Genomic DNA, 16,058 nt, shown 5'->3' with positions numbered 1-16,058 from the left:
GCTACCGCTCCAAGGGACGCACCGTCTATACTGGCAGGATGTCCCTGACCATCTCCAGAATCCTCCACGCCGGCTATTTGTTCGAGTGCGGCGGCACGCGCATCGCGTTCGATCCGATCTTCGAAAATCCGTTCAGCCGCAACTGCCACGCCTTCCCGGAGGTGCGCTTCGACCTGGAGCAGGTGCGCAAGCTGGACCTGGCCGCGGTGTTCATCTCCCACTTCCACGACGACCACTGCTCGCTGGAGAGCCTCGACCTGCTGGACCGCGCAACGCCAATCTACCTGTACTGCCAGTTCGACGAACTGTTCGCGATGATCCGCGAGCTCGGTTTCGAGCAGGTGCATCCGCTGCGCACCGACGAGGCGGTGGCGGTCGGGCCATTCACGGTTACGCCGCGCGAGGCCCTCGACGCGGAGGTCGATTCGATGTACCAAATCGAGGCCGCGGGCGTGAAGGTGCTCAACGTGGTGGACTCCTGGATTGCGCCGCCGGCGCTCGCCGGGCTGGCGCGCGCAGCGCCCTGGGACATGGTCCTGTGGCCGTTCCAGACCATGCGCGAGATCGAGGTCATCGCGCCGATGCGCGCCGACCATTCGGCGCCCGAAGTGCCGCAGGAGTGGATCGATCAGCTCCGGGTGCTGGCGCCGCGCTATGTGGTGCCGAGCTCCTGCCAGTTTGTGCAGGAGCCGTGGTCCTGGTACAACCACGCGATGTTCCCGATCAGCTATCGCCAGTTCACCGCCGCGGTCGAATCCGCGCTGCCGGCGACGCGGGTGGTCCGGCTCGATCCATCGGTGTCGTTCGTGCTTTCCGCCGATGCGCTGACCGCCGCGGCGCCATTGAGCTGGGTGCTGCCGGTGGGCGACCAGGATGTCGATTACGGCTACCGGCCCGACGCCGCGCCGCCGCCGACTGCCGACATCGCGCGCCGGTTCGAGCCGCTCACCGATGCGCAAACGGCATTGGTGATGGATTACTGCCGAACGGGCCTGCCGGACAAGTACCGGACGATGGAACTGCCGGAGGACAGCTACTTCAAGAAGCCGCGGCACTGGCGGCTGGCGGTGTACGACCACACGGGCGCCGTGGCGCATTTCGACTATCGCGTGGAGGGCGACGCCATCGAGCCGGTCGAGGATGGGGCCATCACCTGGCTGACCGAGGTATCGGTGGCGAAGATCTACGCCGCGCTGGCACTGGGCGAGTCGCTGACGTCGATGTACGTGCGCATCAACGACACCGCGTTCGATGCGACGACGGAAGAAGAGATCGCGGACGCGGACGTGGTTGACGATCCGCTGATCCGTTGCCTGTTCAACGACGCCTTCGGCGCCTACCAGGCCGCGCAGCTGCGGCGCCTGAAATCAGCGGCGCAGCTGCCGCGCGATGTCCAGTAGCGCATCGCGGGACTGATCGTCCACGCGAGGGATGCTCAGTTCGTAAAGCATGCCGCCGGCGTACCACATCAGGCGCGTGATGGATTTCTTCTCGCTGCCTTGCTGGCTCAAAATCATCCCGGGCGCGCCGTTGATGTCCGCATTGATCATCTCCTTGGTGAATGTTGCTCCGCCACCGGGCGTGGCCAGATCCGTCTCATCCAGCAGCACGCGTTCGAGTTGCGGATGACTGAATAGGCGCGAGAGCCCGCTCCAGGAATTGTTGTTGTAGACGCCATGTGTGACGGCACCTAACAATGGCTGCCCGCCCAACGTTGTTGCATCGAGATTCGATGGCGTAAAGGTCGTCGAGGGGTGCGCTTTGTTGCGCGCGCGGTGCTCGGCTTCGATCACGGCAAAGTCAGCGACTTCATGTTCGCTGGCCGGGATCACCTTGTGCTCGTTCATGTATCGAACCTTGGCCCGTATCTTCTCCTTCATCGACTCCGGCAAATTCTGTTCGTCGATCGATTTTACGGAAAAACCCTTCGGCATCCACGGCATCGGGGGAAGAGGGTCTGCGGCCAGCACCGGCCCGGCAGTCCAGGCAAGAACGAACAACGCCAGTGTGGAGAGAGCGCGCATTTTCATATTTGCGATTACCAATCGAGAGAAATCAGCGACGAATCCAGCCACGCTGGATGGGATTTGACAGCACCAGCCGGTACAGCTTTTCCACGCCTTCGAGCACGCGCGGCCCAAAGAGAATCCAAACGGGCCCGATCAGCGCGCACACCGCCGCGACGACGGCAACTGCGCCGACCATATCGAGAGGGTAGTGCACGCCGAGGTAGATGCGCGCCCAGGCCACCCACGATCCCAGGAACAGCACGGTCCAGCCGAGCGCCGAGCGGACGGACGCGAACAGCAGTGTGACGCCCATCGCCGCGAACACGGTCGCATGGTCGCTCGGGAAGGACGAGTCGTCCGCATGGGGGATGAAGGTGTGTCCCAGGCCGATGGCGAAGGGCCGCGGATGCGGAAACGCCAGCGCGAGCAGCTGGTTGACGCCCAGCGCAATCAGCGCCACCGCGCAAATCTTCAGGGCGGTGTCGCGCTGCTGCCTGCCGCCCCAGCACCACAGCGCCACCAGGATCAGCGGGATGACGAAAATCAGGTCGTTCGCCACGGCCTCGGCGAATTTCAGCTTCCACGCCGCAGCCGAGGGATCGGCGTTCCAGCTCAGGAAAAGGGAGCGGTTGATGGATTCGAGGATCATGGTTCAATGCCCGGCGTGCGCGCCAGCCAGTGCGCGACGTTGAGAAGGAACTGCGCGTTCTGGTCGGCGTCCGGCGCGTTCATGCCGAAAGGCCGCGCCTGCGGGCCGGCCAGCTGCGCGGTGAACATGCCGGCTTCGCCGAACACCGCGACGCGGCCTTTTCCGGCCGTGAGCAGGGCGCCCTGGGACCACCCTGCAAGCGGCACGCGCCGCGTGGACGCATCGAACCTGAATGGCGCTTTTGCCAGCAGCGACACGTATCCCGGTGCGAACGTCATCACCGGGATCGCGCCGGCGGGCGGCTTGAACGCCGACCCGGTGAAGCTGATCACGTGGCTGATGCGTTCCGACGCATTGCGGCCTTCCGTGACGGCGCTGTGCGCGAGCCCGTGCTCGAGCGTGAAGTCGATCGGCCCGACGTCGGTCTCGGAGCGGCCTGCGAAGCCGTTGGAAAATTCGACGCCGAATGCGCGGGCGAGCGTCGTGGCGGCTCCGGCAAAGGGCATGTGGTCGGCGATCAGCAGCAGCGATCCGCCGTTGTCCACCCACTCGCGCAGCGCTGCGATTTCGGCCTCGGTGAATGCGGCGGGATTCGGCAGGCGCCAGTCGCGCTGGTTGACTTGATTGAGCGCGTTGGCGATGACCAGTACGTCGATCCCGGCCAGCGATTGCGCGGACAGAGCGGCGCCGGATCCGCCGACGCGGAAACCATCGCGGCGCAGCAGCTCTGCAAAGGGCTGGTAGCGGCCGTCGGCAGTATGGAAGTTATAGTGGCCCGAATCGATTGCAATGCGCGGACCGGCGTCCTCCCGGTAGGCCGGCGCCGTCAGCGGCGGACGGTAGGAAAGGTCCGCAACCTGCTGCGCTTGCGCGCCGGCGCCAAATATGGCCAGCAGGACGGCGCCCGCCAAACGGAGCCGCGTCATTTCGCGCCCGCCGCCAGCGCCGGCAGCGGCGTGGCGATCACGATCTGCAGGCTCTGTTCGGCCGTGAAGCCCTTCTTGCGCAGCGCGTCGAACAGGTTTTTCTTGAAGCTGGCCAGCCGCTCGGCGGTTTCCGGACGCTCGGCCACTTTGAGCTGCGCGGCGATCTGCGTCTCGATGCTGCGCTCGAGCGTCGCGTCGGTCACTTGCAGCATCTCGCCGGGACTGGGACGCGATGGCGTTTGCGCGAAGGCGGCGCCGCAGACGGCGATCAGAAGGGCTGGCAGGTACGGGCGGCGCATGGTTTCTCCGTTGGGGGCGATGTCGCAATCTATCAGCGGGCGACCCGGCTGTCCATTACAGCAAGCCCATGTTGCGCGAGCCGGACTGGCGCGCTCTGCTAGAATCCCCCGGTTTTTCAGACCAAGGAATTGCACGTGATTGAAATTGTGCCCGAGAAGGTGCGGCTGGCAGCCAATGTGGCTTGCCCGGGATGCCGCGACGGCGAAGCGGTGGGCTTCGAGTTCGAGTATGCCTACCAGCCCATCGTCGATTTCTCCGGCCGCGCCATCTACGCCCATGAAGCGCTGGTGCGCGGCCCGCGTGGCGAATCGGCGGCCAGCGTGCTCGCCCAGGTGACGCCCGAGAACCTCTACCGGTTCGACCAGGCCTGCCGCGTCAAGGCGGTGGCCGGCGCGGCGCGCCTGGGCATGCGCGAACTGTTGTCGATTAATTTTCTGCCGAATGCCGTGTACCGGCCGGAAGTGTGCATCCGCAGCACCTTCGAGGCGGCGCGCGTGCACGGCTTCCCGATCGAGCGGATTATTTTCGAAGTCACCGAGGGCGAGCGGGTACAAGACCGCGCCCACCTGGTGAACATCTTCCGCGAATACCGCCGCTTCGGCTTCCAGACCGCGATCGACGACTTCGGCGCCGGCTACGCGGGCTTGAACCTGCTGGCGGAATACCAGCCCGACGTGATCAAGATCGACATGGACCTGGTGCGCAATATCGACACCAGCGCGCCGCGCCAGGCCATCGTGCGCGCCATCACCGCGATGTGCGCCGAGCTGGGAATCCGGGTGCTGGCCGAAGGTATCGAAACCCGCGCCGAACGCGATTTCCTCGCGGACGCCGGCATCAACCTGATGCAGGGCTACTTCTTTTGCAAGCCGGTGTTCCAGGGACTCGGGCAGATCGCTCCGGACGCCTGGGAATAGGGCGCTGCGCGGATACGTCTTGTAACGTCGCTTACCTGAGCGCGGTAGATTCGCGGCGAGCAAGCTGGTCTACTAGAGGCGTTGGTGCAGCAAAGCGGATGTCCTCCGTTCCCACATTGCAAAGGAATCCTATGAACACGAAATCTGTTATCTCGGGCCTGATGGCCGTGTGCATGATGGCAAGTGCTCCCGCTTTCGCCCAACGCTACGATCACGGCGGCGACCGCTACGACCAGGCGCAGCGCGGCAACGATTACAACCGCTACCAGGATCGCGGCCAAAACGAGCGCCGCGACTGGAACGCGCGCGGCGAGCGGCACGACCGCAACGACAGCTACGGCCGCAACGACAGCTATGGCCGCAGCGACTATGGCCAGTCGTACCATGCGTATGGCGACGGCTACCGCCAGGAGATGCGCCGCGGCGGGTATGTACGCAGCGAGTACCGCGGCGACCGTTACGTGGTCAGCGACTGGCGCAGCCGCCGCCTGAGCGCGCCGCCGCGCGGCTATCAATGGGTGCAGGCCGATGACAACTACGTGCTGGCGGCCATCGCCACCGGCCTCATCGCCCAGGTCCTGTTGAATAACTAAGCGGCCGCCGCGCTTCGGGGTCTGGTCCAGCGGACCTGACCCCATCTTGAATATTCTTGACGACGCAAAAACGGGTCAGGTCCGCGGGACCAGACCCATTTCCCCATTCGGGCTCAGTGCCGCACGATCGGGATCGCCAGCGCGCGCCGCATGTCCATCTCCCGCTGATAGTTGCGCATCTGCGCCGCGCGCTCTTCCTGCGCCTGTTCGTACTTGGCGCGCCGGGTCGCCGACTCCTGCTGGCGCTCGGCGAACTGGCGGCGCCGGTCGGCCTGGTACTCCGCTGCTTGTTCCTGCTCGCGGATGCGCTGGCCCTCGTAACGGGCCAGCTCAACCTCGCGCGAACGGATAGCGTCGGCGCGGCTTTTCTCCGACAGCTTTGCCTGTTCGAGCCTGGCTTCTTCCGCCTGCGCCACCAGCGCGGCCGCGTCGGCGGCGTTCTTCGCTTTTGCCGCCTCGAGCGCGACCCGTTCGATTTCCAGCTTTTTCGAATTGTGGTTGGTGTACGCCAGCCCGGCGACCAGCGCCAGCACGATCAGGCCGATCGCCGGCCAACGGTTGCGCGGCGCTTCGATAACCTGGATCGTGGCCTGTTCCCTGACCTTGAGCTGTGCGTCATACGCGTCGCGTCGCGCCGGCGACGACAGGATCGCGTAGGCCTCCTTGATCTCCCTGGCGCGGATCATATCCTGCTCGGCGTGCGCGTCGCCGCCGCACAGGTTTTCCAGCGCAGTGCGATAACCCTGCTCGATCTGCGTGGCATTGCTCAGGCGGTTCAGGCCCAGCACGTCGTACAGCGTTCCCATCCTGCAGCCCTTTAGAAATTGTTAGTTTCAAAATATAGCATGAAGGAAACTAATTACTCAGGAGAATCTTTTCATCGTTGTTTGCACGACACTGTTGCATCAGTGGTCAGCTTCCAGCGGCCGTGCCGGCGCGACAGTTTGGCCGGGCAGGCGCCATCGGCTCCCGCCAGCTGCACCGTACTGGCGTCGACCCAGCGCACGAAGCCGTACAGGCGATGGTCCGACGGCTCGGAGCGGAATCGCTCGCGCAATTCGCCACGTTCCACTTCCCACACAAAGACGCCATTGGTGCCGCCAAATTCGACCGGGTTGGCGCTGACGATGTACTTGCGATCGGGCGACGCATGCGGCTCGGCGTAGACCTCGACGCGCTGGCCGCTGGCGCGCGAAATCCAGAAGCGCGTGGCCGATTCGTAGGCTTGTGCGGCGACATCAAAGAACTGGCGGTCGGGCGACATGCCCATCAGGTGGTAGTGCAGGCAGTCTTCCGGGCCGGCGCAGCTGGGGACCGAGTTCAGCCGTGCTACGCTTTTAGTAGCAAGCGTCAAAAGCAGCGCGTTGCCGTCGCGCCGGGCGATCGGCGCGTTGGCGCTCAAGGCCTGTTGTTCGATGCGCGCCTGGGCGGCGAGGTCGGGATCGGCCTGCGCGCCGGCGGCAACCAGGAAGGAAAACATCATCAGCGAAACACGCATTGCTCGGTTCCGTCTAAAAAAGAAAAGGGTCTGACCCGCGGGGGCAGACCCAGGCTTACTTCTGCTCCGGGTCGTAGGTCGGCGTCTGCATGTCCGGCTGCGGCACGTCGATTTTCAGCTCCAGCTGTTCCTTCATGTCGGTCTTCTTCTCGATCGACACCAGGCGCGGGAAGGCGATGATCAGCGCCACCATCGCGACCTGGATCAGCACGAACGGAATCGCGCCCCAGTAGATGTCGGTTGTCTTGACTTCCTTCGGCGCCACCGAGCGCAGGTAGAACAGCGCGAAGCCGAACGGCGGGTGCATGAACGAGGTCTGCATGTTCACGCCGAGCAGCACGCCGAACCAGATCAGGTCGATGCCCAGCTTGTCGGCCACCGGCCCGACCAGCGGCACCAGGATGAACGCGAGCTCGAAGAAGTCGAGGAAGAACGCGAGCAGGAAGAACATGATGTTCACCACCACCAGGAAGCCGGTGGAGCCGCCCGGAAGGCTGGTGAGCAGATGCTCCACCCACAGGTCGCCGCTCACGCCGCGAAACACCAGCGAGAACACGGTCGAGCCGACCAGGATGAAGATCACGAAGGCCGACAGCCGGGTGGTGGACATCATGGCCTGGCGCACCAGGCCCCAGTTCAGGCGCCCGTTGGCCGTGGCCAGGATCAGCGCGCCGGCCGCGCCCATGCCGCCGCCCTCGGTCGGCGTGGCCAGGCCGACGAAGATGGTGCCCAGCACCAGGAAGATCAGCGCCAGAGGCGGGATCAGCACGAAGACGATTTTTTCGGCCATGCGCGAGAGCAGGCCGATTTTCAGGTGGCGGTTGGCCAGCGCGAACACGAAGGCGGCCGCGGTGGCCACGCCCGCCGAGAAGATGCCCAGTTCATCGGCCGCCAGGTTCGGGTGGCGCGCGCCATACCAGCTGGCGAAGCCGTAGCCGATCGCCACCGTGCAGACGGTCAGCGCCAGCAGCGAACGCACGCCGCTATCGCCGTTCGGCTCCTTCAGGTTGCGCGCCTCCGGCGGCAGCGCCGGCACGTGCGACGGCTTGAAGATCGACAGCGCCAGCACGTAGCCGGCATACATCACGGTCAGCAGCAGGCCGGGCACGAAAGCGGCGCGGTACATGTCGCCGACCGAGCGGCCCAATTGGTCGGCCATCACGATCAGCACCAGCGACGGCGGGATGATCTGCGCCAGCGTGCCCGATGCGGCGATCACGCCGGAGGCCAGGCGCTTGTCGTAACCGTAGCGCAGCATCACCGGCAGCGAGATCAGGCCCATCGAAATGACCGATGCGGCTACCACGCCGGTCGTCGCCGCCAGCAGCGCGCCCACGAAGATCACCGCGTAGGCCACGCCGCCGCGGATCGGTCCGAACAGCTGGCCGATGGTGTCGAGCAGGTCCTCGGCCATACCGGATCGTTCGAGGATCAGGCCCATGAAGGTGAAGAAGGGGATCGCCAGCAGGGTGTCGTTGGCCATGATGCCGAAGATCCGGTTCGGCAGCGCCTGCAGCAGTTCGGGCTTGAGCAGTCCCAGCTCGATGCCGACAAATCCGAAGAACAGGCCGTTCGCGGCCAGGGAAAACGCCACCGGAAAACCCGACAGCAGGAAGATGACCAGCGTCCCGAACATGATGGGCGCCAGGTTGGCGATGATGAATTGTTCCATGTGTCCCCAGGTTTACTATTCTTATTTTTTAAGGGGTCTGGTCCTGCGGACCTGACCCCATTTTGATTTCGCCACAAATACACCGGTGTAATCTCGGTTTCGTCGATATCCTCAACATGGGGTCAGGTCCGCAGGACCAGACCCCCGGCCGCCGCTACAGCTGGTTGGCTGATTTGATGGCTTCGATTTCCTGTTCCGGCGTGGTGACCTGCTTGGCGAATTCGTGGCCGTCGATGCGCCCGGCCAGGAAGGCGATGCGCTTGATGATTTCGGAGATCCCCTGCAGCATCAGCAGCGCGAAGCCGACCGGCACCAGCAGCTTGACGGGCCAGACGATCAGGCCTCCCGCGCTCGACGACATCTCGCCGCTGCTAAAAGAGTAGCGCGCGAACGGGATACCGTAATAGAGGATCAGCAGGCACACCGGCAGCAGGAACAGCAGGTAGCCGACCAGGTCGATCCAGACCTGGGTGCGCTTCGAGAAGTGGCTGGTGACGACGTCGATGCGCACGTGCTCGTCGCGTTTGAGGGTGTTGGCGCTGGCCAGCATGAACACGGCGGCGAACAGGTACCACTGGATTTCGAGCCAGCTGTTGGAGCTCATTTTGAAGATGTAGCGCACCAGCGCATTGGCGGCGCAGATGATCACCGCGGCGAGCAGCGCCCAACTCACGGCGCCTGCGATCTTTTCGTTGAATTTGTCGATGGCGCGCGAGAGGGACATGAACATCGGCGTCTTCCTTATTGACCCAGCTGGCCGCGGATGCGGGCGATCGCCGCGCGCACCTGGTTCGGCGCGGTGCCGCCGACGTGGTCGCGGGCGGCGACCGAGCCTTCCAGCGTCAGCACGGCGAACACGTCGTCGCCGATCAGCGCGGAGAATTCGCGCAGGCGCTCGATCGGCATCTCCGACAGGTCGCATTTGGCGTCGTCGCAGGCGCGCACGGCGCGCGCCACGGCTTCGTGGGCGTCGCGGAACGGCAGGCCTTTCTTGACCAAATAGTCGGCCAGGTCGGTCGCCGTGGCGTAGCCCTGCAGCGCGGCGGCGCGCATCGCGTCCGGCTTGACGGTTATTCCGCCGGCCATGTCGGCGAAGATGCGCAGCGTGTCGGTCACGGTGTCGACGGTGTCGAACAGCGGCTCCTTGTCTTCCTGGTTGTCCTTGTTGTAGGCCAGCGGCTGGCCTTTCATCAGGGTCAGGAGGCCGGTCAGGTGGCCATACACGCGGCCGGTCTTGCCGCGCGCCAGTTCCGGCACGTCCGGGTTTTTCTTTTGCGGCATGATCGACGAACCGGTGCAGAAGCGGTCGGCGATGTCGATGAAGCCGACCCGTGGGCTCATCCAGATGATCATCTCTTCCGACATGCGCGACACGTGCATCATCACAAGCGCGGCAGCCGCGCAGAATTCGATGGCGAAGTCGCGGTCCGAAACAGCGTCCAGCGAGTTGTGGCAGACGTCGTCGAAGCCCAGCGTTTTCGCCACGCGCAGGCGGTCGATCGGGAAGGTGGTGCCGGCCAGCGCGGCGGCGCCCAGCGGCAGGCGGTTCACGCGCTTCCTCGCATCCTGCATGCGCTCGACGTCGCGGCCGAACATCTCGACGTAGGCCAGCATGTGATGGCCGAAAGTGATCGGCTGCGCCACCTGCATGTGGGTGAAGCCGGGCAGGATGGTGTCGGCGTGCTTGTCGGCGACGTCGAGCAGGGCGCCGCGCAGCGACTGCAGCAGCAGCACGATGTCGTCGATCGCGGCGCGCACGTACAGGCGAATGTCGGTCGCGACCTGGTCGTTGCGCGAGCGGCCGGTGTGCAGGCGCTTGCCGGCGTCGCCCACCAGTTCGGTCAGGCGCTTCTCGATGTTCAGGTGGACGTCTTCGAGGTCGAGCAGCCACTCGAAGCTGCCGCCCTCGATCTCGCCCTTGATCTGGGCCATGCCGCGCTCGATCTCGGCGCGGTCGGCCGCGCTGATGATGCCCTGCGCTGCCAGCATCTCGGCGTGCGCGAGCGAGCCTTCGATGTCGAACATGGCCAGGCGCTTGTCGAAGAAGACCGAGGCGGTGTAGCGTTTGACGAGGTCGGAGACCGGTTCGGAGAAGCGCGCCGACCAGGCTTCGGCCTTCTTGGAGAATTGTTCGTTCATGATATGGGGCCTTGTTTGATTTACCTGATTATAAACAAGGTAAGGGCGGGGGCGTGACTTTCGGCCCGAAATGCCCGATCATGCGGCCACCATACCAATAACAGGAGATATGCATGAAACCTTCGGTACCGGCAGCACTGATCATTGCCTTGGCGCTGGGCGCCTTCACCGCGCCCGCAGCGATCGCGCAGGACGCGAAACCTGCGCCGGCGGCGCTGACGCCGGCCGCCCAGCCGGCCGATGTCGGCTCGCCCGACGCCATCCTCGCCGCGCTGTACGACGTGATCTCGGGCCCGGCGGGCAAGCCGCGCGACTGGAACCGCCTGCGTTCGCTGTTCGCGCCGCAGGGCAAGCTGGTGGCGGTGGGCACGCGGCCGGACGGCAGCACCCCGGCGGTGACGCTGACGGTGGACGACTACATCGGCCGCGTCACCAAGCCGTTCAACGACGCCGGTTTCTACGAGACAGAGCTGGCGCGCACGACCGAGAGCTTCGGGCCGATCATGCATGTGTTTTCCACCTACGAATCGCGCCATGCGCCGGGCGACGCCAAGCCGTTCCAGCGCGGCATCAACAGCATCCAGCTGTACAACGACGGCCAGCGCTGGTGGGTTGCGAGCCTGGTGTGGCGCGCCGAAAGCGACAAGAACCCGCTGCCGGAGAAATACCTTAAACGCTGATGGAGGGAGGGGTCTGGTCCTGCGGAGCGACGGGGACGCCGAGTCCCATCTTCACGCGGTAAAAAATCAAAATAGGGTCAGGTCCGCAGGACCAGACCCCCCACTTCGGAAAGTCTGTAGAATTGGCTTTTTTACAGGATATCCCCATGTCCAGCCTACAGATCAGTACCGACCGGGCGGAGCTCGACGTTCCGCTGATTTACCGATTTCTCAGTGAGCAATCGACCTGGGCCGTCGGCATCTCCCGCGCCGTCGTCGACCGCGCGATCGAAAACTCCCTGTGCTTCGGCGGCTACGTCGACGGCCGCCAGGTCGCCTTCGCGCGCGTGGTCACCGACTTCGCCACCTTCGGCAACCTGGTGGACGTGTTCGTGATCCCCGAATACCGGGGCCGCGGCTACGCCAGCGAGGTGATGAAGGCGGTGATGAACCACCCGAGCCTGAAAGGCCTGCGCCGCTTCACCCTAGCCACCAGCACCGCCAGCGGCCTGTTCGAGAAGTTCGGCTTCGCGCCGCCGCAGCGCCCGGAAACGCTGATGGAACGCTACTTCCCGAACATCTACCTTTCCTGACTCACTGCCAGTTCATCAGGACGGGCGGGACCAGCAGGGCCAGCGCCAGCGCCAGGTAAAGCAGCTGCAGCGGCACCATCCAGCGCGCCCAGGTCAGCCAGGGAATCCGCGCCAGCGCCAGCACGCCGACGGTGACGCCCGAGGTCGGGAGCATCGGGGTATTCAGTTCGCCCAGTTGGAACGCCAGGATCGCGGTCTGGCGCGTCACGCCCACCAGGTCGGCCAGCGGCGCCATGATCGGCATGGTCAGCGCGGCCTGGCCGGTGCCGGAGTGGATGAAGAAGTTGATCACCGACTGGATGACGTACATCTTCTGCGCCGCGATGATGGGAGAGGACGACTGCATCAGCGGCAGCAGGCCGTGCAGCATGGTGTCGATGATGTGGGCGTCGCGCGCCAGGATCACGGTGCCGCGCGCCAGCGCGATCACCAGCCCGGTCGTCACCAGGTCGCGGGCGCCCTGGATGAAGGCGGCCACGAACTGGTCGGCGTCGAGCCGGCCGACGATGCCGATGGCGATCGCCATCACCAGGAACAGCGCGCCGATCTCCTCGATGGACCAGTGATACTGCACCACGCCGAACACCATGACGCCAAGCGCGCCGACGAACAGCGCCAGCACCGCGCCATGGGTGGGCGTCATGCCGGCCAGCGCGTCGATGTCCGGCACCAGCTCATTGCGCTTCTCCAGGTCCAGCGCGTAGGTCGGGCTCTTCGTCGGGTCGCGCTTGATGCGCGCCGCGTACCACATCATGAAGACGATGGTGAGCAGGGTGGCCGCGGCCCAGGCGATTATCCGGTAGCCCATGCCCGAAAGCACCTCCACGCCAGCAATGCCCTGCGCGACGCCGACGTTGAAGGGATTCAGGAAAGCGGCGCCGAAGCCGACCTGCGAGCCGACAAAAGGAATCGACACGCCGACCACCGAGTCGTAGCCCAGCGCCAGCGCCAGCGGCACGAAGATCAGGATGAAGGGAATCGCTTCCTCGGCCATGCCGAAAGTGGCGCCGCCCAGCGAGAACAAGGTGATGAAGACCGGGATCAGCGCCACGCGCACGGCGGGCGAGCGGGCATGGGCGCGCGCGACCGAGCGGATCATCGAGTCGACCGCCTCGGTTTTCTGCAGCACCGAGAAGGCGCCGCCGACGATCAGCACGAAGCCGATGATCAGCGCCGCATCGACGAAGCCCTTGATCGGCGCCATCATCAGCGCCACCAGGCCCTGAGGCTTGCTGGCGATGTAGTGGAAGGTGCCCGGCTCGACCAGCGCGCGGCCGTCGACCATGTGCGTGTCGTACTGGCCGCCGGGGACGAACCACGAAGCCAGCGCGATCATCGCCAGGATGGCGAACAGCAGGACGAAGGTGTTGGGAAGGCGCAGGTGCTTCCTCATTGCGACAGCAGCTTTCCGGCGCGGAAAGCCTTGGCGCCGGCTATCTTCCCGACCGCCATGCCGCGCAACAGGTGGCGGTGCGCGGTGCGCGCGAAGAACACCCCCGGCACGGTCGGCGCCAGCTTCGTCACCTTGCCGCTGACCGGGTCGATCAGGTCGGCGATCGGCTCGCCCGCCGCGACCCTGTCGCCCAGCTGCTTGAGGAATACCAGCACGCCGGCGTGCGGGGCGTTGACCGGCTCGACGCCTTCGAGCGGAGTCGGCTCGCAGATCGGCGCGGGCAGCGTTTCCAGCGGCACGTCGATCACGCCGCTGTGGCCGAGGAATTGCAGCAGCGCGTGCGAGTCGCGCTGCGCCAGCTCGTAGCTGACGTCCATCTCGCCGCGCAGTTCGACGGTGGTGGACAGGCAGGCCATCGGGATCGGCGTCTTCGGCCCGAAGTGCGCCGCCAGGTCCCACCACAGGCGGCTGCAGGCTTCATCGAACGGCTCCTCGCCCGCCTCGAGCGCCAGCAGCACCGCGTGCGCGCCCATCAGCGCCGACAGCGGCGCCACCGCGTCGGCCAGCGGCGTGCCGGTATAGATATGGACGACGGCTTCGTTATCGCAGTGCAGGTCGAGCACGATGTCGGCGTCGATCGCCATGCCGAGCAGGATTTTCTTCAGCGCTTCGGCGTCGGTGGCCGGCTCCCAGCTGGCCACCGAGGCGCGCGCATGCTCGCGCAGCAGCGCGACGTTGGCGCCGGCGTCCGGCCCCAGCTTGCCTTCGAGCGAGACCTTCAGGTCTTCGGCCACGTGCTTGTAGGCGCGGTTGAAGTTGGTCCCGGTGGACAGGTCGAAGCGGCCGAACGGGGCGCCGTGGATCGCTTGCGCCAGCCCGAGAGGATTGGCGGCCGGCACCAGCACGATCTCGCCGAGGATCTTGTCCTGCGCCTCGAGCGCGGCCAGTTCCGTGCGCAAAAATTGCGACACCAGCATCCCCGGCACCTCGTCGGCGTGCAGCGCGGCCTGGATATAAACCTTCTTGCCCTGGCCCGGCTTGCCGAAATGGAAGCTGGACAGTTGGTAATTGCCGCCGCTCTCGGGGCGCGATATTTGATGTCGATGTGCTTGCATGGTGTGCGCGGTAACAGATGACGAAGGCACAGTGTGGCATAACTATTAGCGTAACGACAAGCCGATACGAATCCCGGGCCGGGCCTCCACGGCTGAGCCCACGTCGTTTGCGCACCGGCAAGCCGCCGCAGGCATGGATAGGTATGCTGGATACGATCAGCCTTGCGCCGTGTTTTTTTGATAACGAGTATGATTGGTTAAGGCTATGACCCGACTAACACGGATGTCCGTGGCCGCAGCGCCAGCCGGCGTGCGCACCCTGCGCAGCGGCCATGCGCCGTGCGACGCCGTCGGGTGAGCGAACTGCTCACCCTTTTTTTTGGAAGGAAGCATCATGTTGACGATCTTGGTCCGCGCCGCGCTGCTGGCCAGCCTGGCGTTCGGCGGGTTCGCGCAGGCGGGCGATCCGGTGGCGCCGAAAGGCTCGCTGGTGATCGTCGGCGGCGCGCTGCGCCCGGATAATGGCGCGGTATGGAGCCGCATCGTCGGACTGGCCGGCGGCGAGGGCGCGCGCATCGCCGTGTTCGCATCGGCCTCGGCCAACCCGGAGGCGGCGGCCAAGTTCAACATGGCGATGCTCAACGCGTATGGCGCCGACGCCTTCTTCATCCCGGTCGCGGTGAAGCTGGCCGGCACCGACTACCTGGCGGCGGCCGACGACCCGGAACTGGCGGCGGCGGTGCGCAAGGCCGGTGGCGCCTACTTCGCCGGCGGCGACCAGGGCCGCATCACGCGCGCGCTGCGCCGTCCCGACGGCAGCAACTCGCTGGTGCTCGACGCGCTGTGGGAGATGTACCGCAACGGCGGCGTCATTGCCGGATCGAGCGCCGGCGCGGCGATCATGAGCAGCACCATGTTCGACGAGCCGAAGACCGTGCTGGCGACGCTCAAGCAGGGCGTGGCCGAGGGCCATGAAATCGCACCGGGCCTGGGCTTCATCGGCGACGACGTGTTCGTCGACCAGCACCTGCTGGTGCGCGGGCGCTTCGCGCGCATGCTGCCGGCGATGCTCAAGAAAGGCTACAAGCTGGGCCTCGGCATTGACGAGAACACCGCGATGGTGGTCGGGCCGACGCGCGAGGTCGAGATCATCGGCTACAAGGGCGCGCTCGTGATCGACCTGCACAGCGCCAGCACCGAGCCGGGCGCCTTCAACCTGACCAACGCCAAGGTCAGCTACCTCGACACCGGCGACCGCTTCAACATCGCCAGCGGCGAGTTCACGCCGTCGCCCGACAAGCGCGCCGGCAAGCTCGATCCGGCCAAGCCGTATTACCGCGAGCCGCTGTTCAACGCGGACATCCTGGGCAATGCGACGGTGGTGGACCTGATGGGCAAGCTGATCGACAGCGATCAGCCCGAGGCGATCGGCCTGACCCTCGGCAGTCCGCGCAGCGTGCAGCCCGACCTCGGCTTCGAATTTCGCTTCAGCCGCGCGCGCGACAGCGTGGGATATACGTCCGACCTGACCGAGAACGTCTCGGTGTACAACGTGCGACTCGACATCCGGCCGATCCAGATCCGGCTGCCGCTGTACCAGTACAAGAACGAGCGGCCTGGCTACGCCGAGGTGCGCGGGCAGGAATAGAAGGAGG

General features: G+C 65.5%; 17 protein-coding genes. 6 read left to right on the top strand and 11 right to left on the bottom strand.

Annotated elements, in window-relative coordinates:
* The first annotated feature begins 38 nt into the window (after positions 1-38).
* Entirely contained in the window at positions 39-1,400 is a 1,362-nt protein-coding gene (locus tag Q4S45_RS17315) for an MBL fold metallo-hydrolase (RefSeq protein WP_305506395.1), read from the top strand.
* Here the strand turns inward: Q4S45_RS17315 and Q4S45_RS17310 are convergent.
* The 4 genes from Q4S45_RS17310 to Q4S45_RS17295 are packed head-to-tail and all read right to left on the bottom strand — an operon-like array spanning position 1,368 to position 3,883.
* A complete protein-coding gene (locus Q4S45_RS17310) occupies positions 1,368-2,030 on the bottom strand; it encodes a hypothetical protein (protein ID WP_305506393.1) in 663 nt (220 codons plus the stop codon). The genes Q4S45_RS17315 and Q4S45_RS17310 overlap by 33 nt on opposite strands.
* 25 nt (positions 2,031-2,055) lie before the next feature.
* Positions 2,056-2,658: a phosphatase PAP2 family protein gene (locus tag Q4S45_RS17305; RefSeq protein ID WP_305506391.1), complete on the bottom strand. Its 603-nt coding sequence runs from the start codon at positions 2,656-2,658 to the stop codon at positions 2,056-2,058.
* Positions 2,655-3,584: a hypothetical protein gene (locus tag Q4S45_RS17300; RefSeq protein ID WP_305506389.1), complete on the bottom strand. Its 930-nt coding sequence runs from the start codon at positions 3,582-3,584 to the stop codon at positions 2,655-2,657. The genes Q4S45_RS17305 and Q4S45_RS17300 overlap by 4 nt, the downstream gene beginning before the upstream one ends.
* Positions 3,581-3,883, bottom strand: coding sequence for a hypothetical protein (locus Q4S45_RS17295; RefSeq protein WP_305506387.1), 303 nt, complete (start codon positions 3,881-3,883; stop codon positions 3,581-3,583). Before Q4S45_RS17295 ends, Q4S45_RS17300 begins: the two co-directional genes overlap by 4 nt.
* A gap of 135 nt (positions 3,884-4,018) precedes the next feature.
* Between Q4S45_RS17295 and Q4S45_RS17290 the strand changes: the two genes are divergently transcribed.
* Both Q4S45_RS17290 and Q4S45_RS17285 read left to right on the top strand, forming a co-directional pair.
* A complete protein-coding gene (locus Q4S45_RS17290; RefSeq protein WP_374046048.1) occupies positions 4,019-4,801 on the top strand; it encodes an EAL domain-containing protein in 783 nt (260 codons plus the stop codon).
* A 131-nt stretch (positions 4,802-4,932) separates the two neighbouring features.
* Complete coding sequence (locus tag Q4S45_RS17285) at positions 4,933-5,394, top strand: RcnB family protein (RefSeq protein ID WP_305506385.1); 462 nt, start codon at positions 4,933-4,935, stop codon at positions 5,392-5,394.
* Positions 5,395-5,507: 113 nt separating this feature from the next.
* Here the strand turns inward: Q4S45_RS17285 and Q4S45_RS17280 are convergent, their stop codons facing one another.
* From Q4S45_RS17280 to argH, 5 genes are all read right to left on the bottom strand, one after another.
* On the bottom strand, positions 5,508-6,200 hold the full coding sequence (locus tag Q4S45_RS17280) for a DnaJ domain-containing protein (protein WP_305506383.1): 693 nt from the start codon (positions 6,198-6,200) through the stop codon (positions 5,508-5,510).
* Positions 6,201-6,271: 71 nt separating this feature from the next.
* On the bottom strand, positions 6,272-6,892 hold the full coding sequence (locus Q4S45_RS17275) for a hypothetical protein (protein WP_305506381.1): 621 nt from the start codon (positions 6,890-6,892) through the stop codon (positions 6,272-6,274).
* A gap of 55 nt (positions 6,893-6,947) precedes the next feature.
* Positions 6,948-8,564 carry a TRAP transporter large permease subunit gene (locus Q4S45_RS17270; RefSeq protein WP_305506379.1) on the bottom strand — a complete coding sequence of 539 codons (1,617 nt, stop codon included), beginning with the start codon at positions 8,562-8,564 and terminating at the stop codon, positions 6,948-6,950.
* A 154-nt stretch (positions 8,565-8,718) separates the two neighbouring features.
* Positions 8,719-9,288, bottom strand: coding sequence for a TRAP transporter small permease subunit (locus Q4S45_RS17265; RefSeq protein ID WP_374046113.1), 570 nt, complete (start codon positions 9,286-9,288; stop codon positions 8,719-8,721).
* 17 nt (positions 9,289-9,305) lie between these two features.
* The gene (gene argH / locus Q4S45_RS17260) at positions 9,306-10,703 is read right to left on the bottom strand and encodes an argininosuccinate lyase (RefSeq protein ID WP_305506375.1); all 1,398 of its coding nucleotides are present in this window, start codon (positions 10,701-10,703) and stop codon (positions 9,306-9,308) included.
* Positions 10,704-10,816: 113 nt separating this feature from the next.
* On the opposite strand from argH, the gene Q4S45_RS17255 reads away from it, so the two are divergent.
* The gene (locus Q4S45_RS17255) at positions 10,817-11,383 is read left to right on the top strand and encodes a hypothetical protein (protein ID WP_305506373.1); all 567 of its coding nucleotides are present in this window, start codon (positions 10,817-10,819) and stop codon (positions 11,381-11,383) included.
* A gap of 146 nt (positions 11,384-11,529) precedes the next feature.
* On the top strand, positions 11,530-11,955 hold the full coding sequence (locus tag Q4S45_RS17250; RefSeq protein ID WP_305506371.1) for a GNAT family N-acetyltransferase: 426 nt from the start codon (positions 11,530-11,532) through the stop codon (positions 11,953-11,955).
* 1 nt (position 11,956) lies between these two features.
* Here the strand turns inward: Q4S45_RS17250 and Q4S45_RS17245 are convergent, their stop codons facing one another.
* Both Q4S45_RS17245 and Q4S45_RS17240 read right to left on the bottom strand, forming a co-directional pair.
* Positions 11,957-13,348: a YfcC family protein gene (locus tag Q4S45_RS17245; RefSeq protein ID WP_305506369.1), complete on the bottom strand. Its 1,392-nt coding sequence runs from the start codon at positions 13,346-13,348 to the stop codon at positions 11,957-11,959.
* On the bottom strand, positions 13,345-14,463 hold the full coding sequence (locus Q4S45_RS17240; protein ID WP_305506367.1) for a succinylglutamate desuccinylase/aspartoacylase family protein: 1,119 nt from the start codon (positions 14,461-14,463) through the stop codon (positions 13,345-13,347). The genes Q4S45_RS17245 and Q4S45_RS17240 overlap by 4 nt, the downstream gene beginning before the upstream one ends.
* Positions 14,464-14,797: 334 nt before the next feature.
* Here Q4S45_RS17240 and Q4S45_RS17235 point away from each other — a divergent pair, with 334 nt between their 5' ends.
* On the top strand, positions 14,798-16,051 hold the full coding sequence (locus Q4S45_RS17235; RefSeq protein WP_305506365.1) for a cyanophycinase: 1,254 nt from the start codon (positions 14,798-14,800) through the stop codon (positions 16,049-16,051).
* Positions 16,052-16,058 lie beyond the last annotated feature (7 nt).

This window comes from Massilia sp. R2A-15 (assembly GCF_030704305.1).
GTDB lineage: Bacteria > Pseudomonadota > Gammaproteobacteria > Burkholderiales > Burkholderiaceae_D > JAFCUW01.
This window is presented reverse-complemented; position numbering and strand designations above follow the sequence as displayed.